The 12,773-nt window shown below is 46.8% G+C and carries 8 protein-coding genes; all 8 read right to left on the bottom strand.

The features are described 5' to 3' along the window. Positions 1-38: 38 nt before the first annotated feature. Entirely contained in the window at positions 39-4,550 is a 4,512-nt protein-coding gene (essC, locus tag FD09_RS15100) for a type VII secretion protein EssC (protein WP_057822521.1), read from the bottom strand. Beyond that, the gene (gene essB / locus FD09_RS15095; RefSeq protein ID WP_057822520.1) at positions 4,543-5,691 is read right to left on the bottom strand and encodes a type VII secretion protein EssB; all 1,149 of its coding nucleotides are present in this window, start codon (positions 5,689-5,691) and stop codon (positions 4,543-4,545) included. The genes essC and essB overlap by 8 nt, the downstream gene beginning before the upstream one ends. Beyond that, complete coding sequence (locus FD09_RS15090; protein WP_057822519.1) at positions 5,675-5,947, bottom strand: hypothetical protein; 273 nt, start codon at positions 5,945-5,947, stop codon at positions 5,675-5,677. Before FD09_RS15090 ends, essB begins: the two co-directional genes overlap by 17 nt. Then, on the bottom strand, positions 5,944-6,441 hold the full coding sequence (locus FD09_RS15085; protein WP_057822518.1) for a hypothetical protein: 498 nt from the start codon (positions 6,439-6,441) through the stop codon (positions 5,944-5,946). The genes FD09_RS15090 and FD09_RS15085 overlap by 4 nt, the downstream gene beginning before the upstream one ends. Next, positions 6,425-9,784 carry a type VII secretion protein EsaA gene (gene esaA / locus FD09_RS15080; RefSeq protein ID WP_057822517.1) on the bottom strand — a complete coding sequence of 1,120 codons (3,360 nt, stop codon included), beginning with the start codon at positions 9,782-9,784 and terminating at the stop codon, positions 6,425-6,427. Before esaA ends, FD09_RS15085 begins: the two co-directional genes overlap by 17 nt. Positions 9,785-9,976: 192 nt before the next feature. Further along, complete coding sequence (locus tag FD09_RS15075) at positions 9,977-10,639, bottom strand: hypothetical protein (RefSeq protein WP_057822516.1); 663 nt, start codon at positions 10,637-10,639, stop codon at positions 9,977-9,979. Positions 10,640-10,822: 183 nt separating this feature from the next. Further along, positions 10,823-11,485, bottom strand: a complete 663-nt coding sequence (locus FD09_RS15070) for a hypothetical protein (protein ID WP_057822515.1) — start codon at positions 11,483-11,485, stop codon at positions 10,823-10,825. Continuing rightward, a partial coding sequence (locus FD09_RS16515) for a hypothetical protein (RefSeq protein WP_162261531.1) occupies positions 11,485-12,773 on the bottom strand: 1,289 nt, incomplete at its 5' end. The genes FD09_RS15070 and FD09_RS16515, both read right to left, overlap by 1 nt.

The raw sequence follows: 12,773 nt of genomic DNA, 5'->3' as shown, positions 1-12,773 counted from the left end.
TTGCCATGTCATCACCCTCTTATTTATCTCGTACCAAATTAATACTCCCCAACATCGTCTTTAGGCAGGCGAATCTTTGTATACGCCCTACCCTGATCTGCGAAGTAATAAGCCTCATTCGCCAGTAGATATGGCTCACGCGTACTTCCGCCAGCCGCAATCAATGCTGTATCAATCGGTCGAGCTGCCACAATTCCTGCTGTAGCCATTTCACGGACAACCTTACCGGTCATATCAAATGTCCGACCGACAAAGGTATCAGGACTTTGAATGATCAGGTGCGTCCCCGACTTGCTGGCTTTCTTCAGAACCAAAGCCAGGTCTCCTGCGGCAATTTGAACATTCTTCAAGAAGCTCTCCAAATCCGCAATATAAATAAATTGCTCATTGGTCTGTCCATTGTTGGCGGCAGCCACCGCTTCCGCCAACATTTTTTTGATTTTGGCCGCATCTGCATTATCTGAATATGTTTCTGTGAAGACGGAATCTTGGAGGCCTTCATCAAAATCAATTAGGCGTACAGGTACCGATAATGTCTTATTGACTTGTGCTAAACTCGCAAACAATATTCGCCGCTGCCAGTGTAACTGCTGATCACTGTTATGCGCGATCAAGAAATACGGATCTTTGAGCAAATTAAACCCGCGCGGAATCGTGTCAATCAAAGCCAGACCCAAGGGCAGCAAACCAGTCTGACGGCTTGCGACCACATTAGACTGCTGATCAAAGTATGGCGTATCGAATTCACTCGGCACCATTGGCAGAACTTGTGGCCGAACACCTTGCCAAGCGTTATCCATCTCAGCAACAACTTGCTGCAACGAATTCAACATCGTCAACGTGTCACTGGCGGGCACTGGCAGGTATCCTTGGAAAGCCAATACTTCATCATCCGCTTTGAACTGTCCGCGCCCAACAATTTCTTGCGCTACGAGTCGTTCACGGCCCATAATATCCTGTGTTTCTGTGGGATCAACCAGGTACAGCGCAATTTTCGTCTCAATATTGGCCATCATTGCCACCCGCAGGCTATTCGCCCGATTGGCAGTGATTAGCAAATACACACCAACTGCCGCACCGTCCCGTAGAATTTTATTCACAGCTGAATCGACTAGTTCTCGATATTGACTGTCCGTAATCGCATCATAAGCATCCAAGACATTCACAATAATCGGTAACGGTCGTGCCTGTTGCTCATACTGTGCAATGCTCGATACACCTTCCCGTTGGAAAAGCTTACGCCGCTTATCCACAATTCCAACCATCCGATCAATCATCTTCTGCAGTTTCTCACCATTGTCCAATTGAACAATGTCCGCCACATGTGGCAGCTTAGCCAATGGTAATAACCCGTTTGTGCCAAAATCGATCAAGTTGAACTGAATCTGCTCCGGTGAATTCTGTTTGGCCAGGTTCAGAACGATTGTTTGCAGCAATGTACTCTTACCAAAACCCGGACTAGAGAATATCGCAGTGTGCTTCAATTTTGTTAAGTCAAACATAAACGGTTCCTGTGCTTGGCGCGTCGGGATGTCAAGCATACCAACTGGCACGGCCAGATTGCGATCTTCTTGCCAAGCCGTCACGTGGTCAATCGACGGCGTCGCCAACTGAGTGTCCAGTGCGGGCAACCATGGCTTATCTGGTAATACTGCTTGTGTTGACTGGGCAATTGCAGCAATATAATCCACAACAGCCGCTAATTCTGTGACTTGCTCCTGCTTTTGTGCACTCTGCACTTCGTCTTGGTCCGATAAATCCTGAGTCAGTAATTCGTATTGTCCGAGATTATTGATCTGCCAAATACGTTCATCAACTTGTTCCGTTTCCTCAGCATCGGGATTATATGTGGCTCCACTATATGCACTTTGGAATAATTCATAGATTTCGTTGTTACCGACTTGCAAATAACCACGACCGGGCTGCGTGATGCTGGCCGCATCCGGCGTCTTTAGAATCTCATTAGAATCAGCGGCATCCTGTACTTTCAAGGCAATTTTAAACCGTGAATTGGACCAAATCTGATCATCAACGACCCCACTGGGTTTCTGGGTGGCTAAAATCAGATGAACACCCAATGAACGACCAATTCGGGCTGTGGAAACTAGTTCTGCCATGAAGTCTGGCTCATTCGCTTTCAACTCTGCAAATTCATCTGAAATCAAGAAAAGATTCGGTAACGGCTGTGTGGGATATTTCTTTCGTTCGCCGGGATCAGTAATTGTCTTCCCTTTCTTATACAGTTTCGTATACCCGTTGATATGATTGACGCCAAATTCACCAAAGAGACGCTGCCTCTTTTGCAGCTCAGCATGGATACTGGCCAAAGCGCGTGCTGACCCGGCCCCGTCCAAGTTAGTGATGGAACCCAGCAGATGGGGTAATTTCTTGAATAGGTTGGCCATGCCGCCGCCCTTAAAGTCGATGGGTAGAAATCCAACATCTTCTGGCGCAAAATTCACTGCCAAACTCAAAATGTAACTCTGCAACACTTCTGATTTACCAGAACCAGTTGTCCCGGCAAGCAGCCCGTGGGGGCCATGGGCGCGTTCGTGAAGATTTAGATACACCAAATCGTTCTTGCCCCGAACGCCCAGCGGTACGGCTAATGATTTAGATGTATCCGCTTGTGCCCAACGGTGGGACACATTTAACTCATCGACTCGGTCAACGCCATACAACGCCATGAATGAAATCGACTCAGGGATCGCATTCTTTTCAACTTCAACGTGTTTTAATCCAGCTAGCGTCCGAATAATTTCATTCAATGGCCGTTGCTGCGGCAATGTCATTGGCTTGAAGTCATGGGCCACATACTGATTTCCTTCATTGACAAGCTCTGCTGCATCCTGATTGTCATAACGCACAAACGTGGTGACTGTCTCAGGCAGCATCGCTTCGTCTTCTTTTACCCAAACCACGCTGACGCCATACTGAGACATATCTTCACTCAAATATTCCTTCAATTGATGGCCATTGAGCCAACTATCATCCAGCACAATAAAAACATAGTGCGGGGCAAAGACCAGCGCATCACTACTCTTTTCTTTCGACGCTTGCTTGCGTTTGGTAATCAGCTGATAGAAGCTGGTCAGAATCATGTCCCTTGTCTGGGCATCATGAACGATCCCGCGTGCATGCAATTCTTGTAACTGAAAATGGGGCAGCCAGCGCCATTGACCCCAGTTGTCGGCATACTTGTTTTCCGGTACCAGTGCGATAAACTGTACATCACGATAGGAATGAAAGGCTGCAATCTGCAATAATAATGAAGCAATTGCTTGCTGGGTGAAATCTTCTCGTCCGACAAGGCCCAATGTTTGTTCTGCTAATGTGGTGGTGACTGGCATGTGTGCCAAGTTGCTGAATTGAGCCCACATGTCCTGAACTCGGCGTGCTTCCCTATCATCCGGATTCTGACCCGGACTGTAATCCATTTGATATGTGGCAGGCACGACCCCTTGACCCAATGAGAAACTGAGATAATCGGCGTTGCTCGTCGTTTTTTCATACAATCGGCTGCTATATGTCGCAATCAAATCTGCAATCGTATCCAAATCTGGATAGTGATATGTCGCCGCAGCGCGCTGCTGTGCCGCTAATTTGGTTAACTCCGCCCAGTTCTCCACCATATAGTTCTCAAATGCATCAGCGTGATCAGCTTTTTTCACCTTATCTTCTTTCTTATTGGTAAAGTAGGCCGATGCGGTGAGTCCGCCGGTCATTAAACTGGCGCCGCCCATGCCTAGACTCATAATTGGATTGCCATGACTCAGCAATGTGGTCGCAAAACTGGCAGCTACCATCGCCAGCGGAGGTAAAATAGCCCGCATTAAACTATTCTTGCCATTCGTATTCACCGGACTCGGATTCTGTAAATGCACTTTATCCCGTGGCGGATTAAGAATAATCCGTGGACTGCGATGAAATTCCGGGAAACCAACCGGATATAACGGCACATATGGCTCCTGACGAATCACCAATTCTTCCAATTGCACATCGCGGCCATCACACAAACCAATCTTGAACTGATGTCGACTAAAGACAATTAACAAGCCATCAAAGAACAACTGATCGCCTGGCAAAAACGTGCCTTGCAATACACGCGTCCGCTGGCCATTACGATAAAAAAGCGTGTCTGCTGAAACCGTATAATCGAAATGCTGATCATTAATCTTGTCTAAAGTCAGGAATCCTTGTGTCGCGTAACGGATCTCGGCACCCTCTGTATCGGCAACCAGAATACTGGTCGTCGGTACATTTGTGGCAAATACTTGAATCTTTTCATGGGGGATAATGGTGACGCCGGGAAGTTCTGCTTCGCCAGGATCAGTTAGCTGACCGTCCACCAATAAAGTCGTGTCGTCATATGTCAACGTATGGCCGTCAATGACAAAAGATGGTGAATCTGGACCAAGCTCCGTATGAAAATAGTGTTCACGACAAACAAAAATATCGAAGCGAATACCAATTCGAGGGATAATTTGATCGTCGATGTTTGGTACGACTGGGTACACTGCCGTGTCATCCTGATGTTTTGGCTCAATCATTGCTAGTCCCCCCAATCGCTTTGGCATACTTCTTGATATTTTGCTCGTAATTATTCAGACGTTCTTGTTTGGTATTACCGGAAAGATTGTTATCCGCCTTCGTGGCATCGTACAGTTTTGTATAGGCGTACAATGTCAGCTGATTATCACCAATGTTTTTGGCCAAATCTAACGCCTGTGAAAAGTGGCCGCGACCCAAGTTAATCCAGTACAACAACGTATTGGTACCTGTCTTGGGCGAGAGGTTGTTGGTGATTTCCTGCTTTTGTTTCTTATTCAAGCTGTCCAAATTTACATAACTCGTCGCCAAAATGTATTGAACACTCGCCGGCAACTCTTTGGGATCATCATTCTTCAAGGTCGTGGTCACCGTGTTGTAATCCCCCACTGCATAAGCCGACTGACCGGCAATTACCCGATTCTGTTGCGGAACAAATACGCCAAAGGTATATAACAAACCCCCAATAGCGAACAGGACAACCACACTAGCGGCGATACCCAGCCATTTAAACGTTCGATATCGTGAAGTGCGCACAACGGATTGATTCTTGGTCACTTCTTGATAGGCTTGATGCAAAATTGCCTGTAAATCAGTCGTTGTTTCTGCGGTATTGATCTTACGGACCAATCGATCAGCCGTCCCCGGTGCCCCTTGCACAAGATCTTCAAAATGCATTTTGGGCTTCAGTGTACTGATGATTAAGGCCCGCAACTGGGCCATGAAGGCATCGCCTGGATGTGCTGTGGGAACAATTAGCCTTTCAATCCCCCGATGAGCAATGGCAAAGTCTTCTCCTGAAACAAAGATATTGTCTGGATGAATAAATGGCACCACTTTACCCTGCTGAAAATCTGCAATGTGCAGCAGCTGAATGGTCTTCGCCAGGCGTTGCGCCATGTTTGCCTTTTGCTTAAACTCAGTCAGTGAACGGTAGCCCACTGGTATCGTGTAGTCAATACGTAACTCACCAGAGTCCTGCGGCTGAGCTTGCCCGGCCAAGAAAAACGAATGTTTGGTTAATTCTGCCGCCAACACGCTTTCTGCCTTTGGTTCATATTGGTTGGGTGCCAAGAACACGCTCAGTTGATTATCCTGCTGTGCCCCATTAATTGTCTGGAAACCGTCATTCATCGTGATCATGATCTTCTCCCCCTGCCACTACTGTAAAACGATCGCCATCCACAATACCGTACCGGTCAAGCGCAACAGTGGCTACCGCCGCTATTCTTTGAGATGCCAGCTGCAAGGACCAGTGCTCAGGCAGCTGAATCTGTTCTGCGGCGAAGATTGGCTGTAACAGGGTTCCCAGCCGCTCAGTGCTCACTCGATTCGGTATCCGAATGTCCAATATTTGTTCATTCACTTCGATTTCAATATTGATTGCCGTTTCTTTCATGATGTTTCCCCTTTTTCCTTGATAATCGTTGAGAAGCGTTTCCCCAAATACACACCCAACAATGTCAAAAGAACGCCACCGACAATGATTATTGGCCACAACAGGGGCCAATAGTCCTGATCTCCCGAAGAAAGTGCAGCATTGGCCCGCGTATTCCCCTGTTGCCAACGTTTCGTAAACAATTGATTCAAGGAAACAAGACTTTTCGCCACGGGTTGTTTTGCCTTGCCAGTGAATACTTGACGGACAACTTTGTCGGCCGCCAATGTATTGGTGCGGGCATTTTTTTGTTCAATCTGAGTTACCTTTGGCAGAAACAGATCGGGTGCGACCGTATAAATACTGTTTTCAGATTCTGCCTTAGCATTGTGGTAAATCGGCGTGTTATCGATATCCAGATTGCCATCTGTGGCTTGCACAGAGGTATGCATGCCGCTCACAATACCACCCACCAGGACAATGACCCACAGCCATTGGCTAAGCCGCTTTCGCATCACTGAACGCCCCCTTTTGCCACACCACGAGGTTGACTAATACTGCGACCAAGGCAGTTGCCGCAATGACCAGCAGCGGTCCAAGCGTCAGCGTGCTCTGGGCCAGTATTGCGCCAAAACCTTGCTCCAATAAACTGAACGGCAAGAAGCGATATATTTGACCCAGCCAAGAGTTCTGCGCCACTACGACACCAATGACTGGGGCGAGAACCAAATATAGTGCAAAGAGGATTGCCCAAAGGCCCAGGGTAAGCCAGCCAATTTGGCGCCATAGATAGGTCAATAAGAGCAAGCTCGCTAAGAATAGCCCCCCAATAAAGACCCAGAAGACTGGTGTGAGCGGCACGATCAATTGATCGATAATCGTCGTAAATGCCAGTGCCAGGACAAGGGCACCCACTAAAACGATTCCTGTCGGTCGCAAGTTCCGTTCAATAATATTGTGCTGAATCAGGCCTTCCTCTTCCGATCCCGTTCGCCGAGTTAACCAAGCTAAGAAAACAGCACCCAACATCATGACGATACTGGTAATAATCACCAACAGATAAGCACCTAGGGCATTTTGATTTCCCTTTGAATCCTCGTTCGTTAGGCGCACTGGATCGGCTAAAAATGAAAATACGCCGTTGCGATTCTGCTCGCCTGGTTTTGCATTCTTGAACACCCCGTTGAAGTTCTTATTGTAGGTGTTGTTATCCTTTACTTGTTTAGCCACCGCTTTAGTCAATGCATCGGAATGGGTAAGCGACTTTTCGGTGTTCTCCTGCAGTGCTTTGGCTTCATCCGTGACCGTGGTAATTTGCCCTGTCAGGCTCGTCACCTTCGTGGCATTGCTCGTAATGCTGCCTGCGGTTTGCCCAGTATCACTGATCAGGGTCTGAAATGTCTCATACAGGGCTGCGCCTTTACGCTCATCATAATAGATACTATGTTGATCGTTATTATCTTGGTAGGTTGCGCTTTGTACTGTCAGTGTGGAATTATCGGTCCAACTCGCGTATTGTTCCTGAATCGTGCGCTGGGCATCGGTTAACCAGTGAATTAACCGTTCATACTGCTGCAGCAGCAGCTCTGGCTTGGGTAAGGACTGCAGAATAGCCGTTAATCCTTGCGGCCCCTCCACATCACCGATCACTTGGGTCACTCTCTTACTTGTGTCGGCGTTATCCTTGGTTAATGTCGTCAATTCTTTGACATATTCCGCAATGAGCTTCTTGTCCAAGAAGTCTTGCAGGGTTTCCATCGGTAAATCGGTCAAGCGCTGATATAGTGATGTTTTGTCTGCGAGTTCTGTCAACTTCAGGCCAGCACCGCCCTTTACCCGTTCGGCTAACCAATCAATGCGGGTCTGGCTCGCGCCACTCGTAGGCCCAAAGGCGCTGGCCACTGCAGTCGCAGATAAATCAAGATTGCTCGTGGCACTCGTCAGTTCTTGTACCAGCTGCGTTAACTGATCCGCCTGCAAGTTCGTCACATATTTCATGTAACTGCCAGTATACGTTGCCGGCATTGATTTACTTTCGTTGTTATACTGCACCGTGTAGTTCTTTATCGTGTAAGGTGTGTCACTTTCAATGGGACTGGGCCAAGACCATTGAAGAGTCAAAGTCACCGGCTGGGTGGTAATCACTGGTTTTTCCGGCTTTTCTGGTTGATCAGGCTTAGTCTCTGGTTTCGTCGTTGAAGAATCTTTGTCTGGTGTGGCCGGTGTCGTTCCAGTTTTCCCTTTGTCGTCATCGGTTGTCGGCGTCTCTGGTTTTGCCGGAATTGGGGTGAGGATAATTGTTTTGCCAGTCCCGTCACTGCTGACAGTCATGATGTCGTTTAACTGGGCTTGTAAGCTGCTTACCACAGCATCAAAGTTCTGCAGAGTTAAGCCATCATCAGCACTCAGCGTAATCTGGCCGGGATTCACTTTATCTATCGTCACTGTGCTCGTACTACTGAATGCGGTCGGATTGCTCGCTGTGGCATCCAAAATAGATTGTTGCGTACCAAAACTGATCCCGCGCTCCTGGGCATAATACCGGATAATGGCCAACTCATTTTGATACTGGGTCCAATTGTTGTCTGTAATAAAGCCTTTCTTGTGCAGTGTTGTCAGAAGCGACGTCAATCCGTCATAAGATACAGATTGAACTAAGCGATCAATCTCGCTGAAGTAACCCGCTGGCATATTGTCTTTACTTGGATCAATAAGTTTTAACAGTTGAGCTTTGACAGCTTGTTTGGTTGTTTCATCCGAAGCGGTGGTGATATCCCAATTTGGGTCACCTGTATAATGCTCGGCGATTGCACGCTTTTGCGTCTGTAAGGCATCCAGCGTGTGATGCAAATTATCGATCTGCGCCTGGATATCCTCAATACTTTGTTGCTGCTGTTGCTGATACTGGGTCGCCACAGTATGGATATCATTTAACAAACCAGTCCCATTAGCCGCAGATAATTGCTGGAGCGCATTGCTCATTTCCTGATTCAACGCCGAAAATTGTTCTTTGTAATTCTTCTGATCTGCGCTGGCTGGTTCTTGAACATTCTTTTGACTGTTCGCCGTATTGATTTCGCCAATGTTTTTCTGTAGCTGCACATAATCCGCTAGTGTCAGGGCATAGTTTTGCAGCTTCGTGGAGTTGCCTTGTAACAAGGTGATGGTGCTCTTCGTGAAATCTCCCTGCTGCGCATCCCACATTTTGTTTTGATCATTCAAAGACGTGGCCGCACTGAATAGTCCTTTATAACTCTGCGGTGTTGCCTGTAACGGTGGTAAGATCGTATTGGATAATGTGTCAAAGTTACGGTTGTCACTGTTCACAATATTCGACACGCTTTGCTGTGCTTCACCAATGTTGTTCATAATACTGGTGAAAAACATTGTGACCACACGTTTGTTAAATGTATACAACAAGTCGCTGATTTGCGCCTTGAGGGCCACGTTATTAATGCGGTTCTGGTCTTGTCTCACCCGGTATGAAATCTGAGCTTGCTGGGGATTCGCGGCTTCCAGCGACAAAAGGTTGCGCGAAAAGTTTGGTCCCAAAACGATAACGGCATCATAATTGCCAGCATCCAGACCCGCATTCGCGATGTCCAACGGGGAAACTTGCCAAGAATTCTTACTATCTTGATTGATCAAGCTGACAAAGTCTTTCCCCAAATTATACTGGCTTTGGTTAAATGTGCCCCCTTGATCTTGGTTCACCAGCACATACCGCAATTTGTTCTGATCACTCGCCGTGCCGACATCCTTGCTTCGGAATGAAATATTCACGAGTACGATCAATCCGGCCAACAACGCAATGCCGCCAACAGCGACAGCCAGCCACCATTTCAACTTTCTTTTCATACTGCCCCATCCTCCCAATGTCGCAGTCAACTTGTGCAATGACGGTCCTAAAGACGTGGATACATACCACATACCAAGATTTACCCTGCCAAACCTCTTCATTACTTCCTGAACGGCTCGTATCCATACTGATCAGAATGCCGTGAGTACCCAAGTGAATTCTATGCACCCAATGCGCTTCCGGCATGTTGATTAGGTCTGACCATCTTCATCGTTGGCAATCCATGGTTTCCACCAAAATACCCAATCATTACTATGCAATACCCACCGGCTCACATATGCACCGCCAATAATCAATACAATAATGAGCACGATTTCAAATACTCTCCAAGCTGGTGTCCACTCTGTTATCTTTGCTAGAACTTGCACAATAAACCAGGACACAAGGAAAGTACTCACCATGATGAAAACACATCCTAACCGAGTTGCTAACCAGGAACTATTGGTCGCATAAAAGTGTTGCCGTACTTGTAAATTTGCCTCTGGCATTAATTCCCGCTTGAAGTAATAATAATTCACCAGTACGGGCACTCCACAGCCTCCCAAACCAACTAAGAACACTCCAAGAGCGCCACCCCACGCTGAATCAATTGCCCGTTCGGCAACGGTAATGGGTTGGGCCAGCTGTGCTTCATACCCAGACATATTCATCATGCCCACAAGAATAATTGCTGCCACAAACGAAAAGATGATCATCCCCAGCAAAATGAAGATCTTTTTGCTCTTATCCGAGGTCAAAATACACGTGCGGCAATAATATACCAACAGCGACAACACCCCCAGATAACTCAGCATGGCAATTAAATAGTAGTAGAATGGCGAATGTGCCAAGTCAATTACAAGAATCACGTTCATTAGTTTGCCCCCAAGCAAGCTGAAGAAACGGACTGTTGACAATAATCTCACGATTGTCCAATTTAGAACCACTTTGTCAAAACGTTCGCTTATTCGTAATAGTCAACCTATTTTTGGATAGCTGAGTCCACATTCAACAGCAAGATGAATTCTGTCTGCCCAATGAAGTTTCCAATATGTGGATTAGGTCTGTCCACCTTCGTTTTTAGTAAACCGGGGCTTCCACCAAAACACCCAATCATTGCTCCGCAACAAGCGCCAGCTAGCGATACTGCCGATGATAACAACTGTTAATTCAATTAACGCGGATATCACCTTCCAAAGCATTGACCAATCCGTATATTTTACAAACAATTGATCAATGAACGTCGCCAAAAAAATGAAGCTCACAATGATAAAAATACATCCTGCTCGGATAATTAGCCAGGAACGGTTAGTCGCATAGAAATGCAGTCTTGCTTGTATGCTAACTTTTACCATTGTTTCCTGCTTAAAGTAGTAATAATTAACCAACACTGGCACTCCCCAACCGGTCAAGCCAGTTAAAAGCGTTCCCAGAACTCCTCCTCCCGTGAGGTATATTGCAAGATCTGTGTCATTCACTTCACGGGATAGTCCTGCAACGTATCCCAGTGCTACCATCTCACCTACAAGTAATATTGCTGCCACAAACGTAATGATAGTGAAAAATAACAAAATGAAGATCTTTTTGTTCTTGTCAGGCGTCAAAATGCAAGTCCCGCAATAGTACCCAAAGAGTAGCAACACACCTAGATAACTCAATATGGCTATCGAATAGTAGTAGAACGACGAATGTGCCAGTTCAACTGCAAGAATCACATTCATTAGTTTGCCCCCTCAAGTATGCTGCGAACAAAGGGATTGTGGGTCGTAATTTCGGTCTTGCCCAAATTAAACGCGCCTTTTCCAAACTTTTTACCCCACTTCTCACCCTCATGCTTAATGAATTTATCGGATAAAGAGGTAGGATCGTTAGGAATCCCAAGGCTGTTTTCTAAAATGGGGTCGATGACATACTGATTTTCCACTTTGCCTGCAAACTGTTTTAGCGTTTCCTTGCCATAAGCTTTACCAAAGCCTTTGGCAATTTCTTGACGGACAACTTGTTTCTGAATCACCGGATCATACAATACAGAATTTGAATATCGGATTGATTCGAATACATCGCCCATCTTAGAAAAGTCACCCTTCGCAGCAGTAACCAATCTGGCATTATCCGCCAATGATTTAGATGCATTGCTAACTACGGCGTTATCTGCTCCTTCAAACAGACTGTGTACCGTCACTTTGCTCGACCAAGTGGCCTTAATATTACTGCGTGCATTACTCAAAATATCTTTACTCTTTGAGATCAGGATACTTTTAGCCTCACCGGAGGTTTCTGCAGACAGCACGGATTTGGCAAAATTCAATCCGCCCAGCTTGAGTTCTTTCGCCCCGGCCACCCGGAACACCTTGGAAAATTCATTTAACGCACTGGTGCTACCCACAATTGATAGACCAAAGTCCGCTACTTGGTATGCGATAGCACCATTTTTTTCACCAAATCTTTTGTTGAACCAACCTTGGATCGGATCGAATTTCACAGCATCTTTACCAGTTATCGCTTGCCCCAAATCACCTACTATCCGGCCAGCCGGAAATGCCACCGTTGCCGCAAGCGCCAACCCAGCCAACAACGGTCCAATCGTTGCTGCTGCCGCAATTGCTGTGCCCACTGCTACCGCAGTAACCACCGCCTCAAAAAGCAGATTCACCCACCCCTGCTTTTTCATTTCTTCTTTCTTGGCCTGCAACACTTTTTTGACATAGGCCACGTGGGATTTCCATTGGTCCTTCAACAGTTTTGTGTACTGACGCATCACGTGGGCGTTGCCTTGATCCACTTGACTGACCTGCGCCGTATCTGCCAACAACTTCGCGCCCAGCATCTGTCGAAAGCTGCCCGCCACATACCCATTCATCCGTACTGCGGGTTGTCCCATGTACTGGCCGATGACATGCCCGATGTCCTGCAATAACAAATCGGCATTTTTGGTGAGTTCTTCACTGGACTTTTCGTAGTTTGCCCAGGCATCTTGTTGATCGTCAATGATGTGCGGCAACTCACTGT

It is taken from the genome of Schleiferilactobacillus perolens DSM 12744, assembly GCF_001435585.1.
In the GTDB taxonomy this organism is placed as follows: Bacteria; Bacillota; Bacilli; order Lactobacillales; family Lactobacillaceae; genus Schleiferilactobacillus; species Schleiferilactobacillus perolens.
The sequence above is the reverse complement of the archived record's forward strand: the minus strand, read 5'-3'. Positions and strand labels throughout refer to the sequence as shown.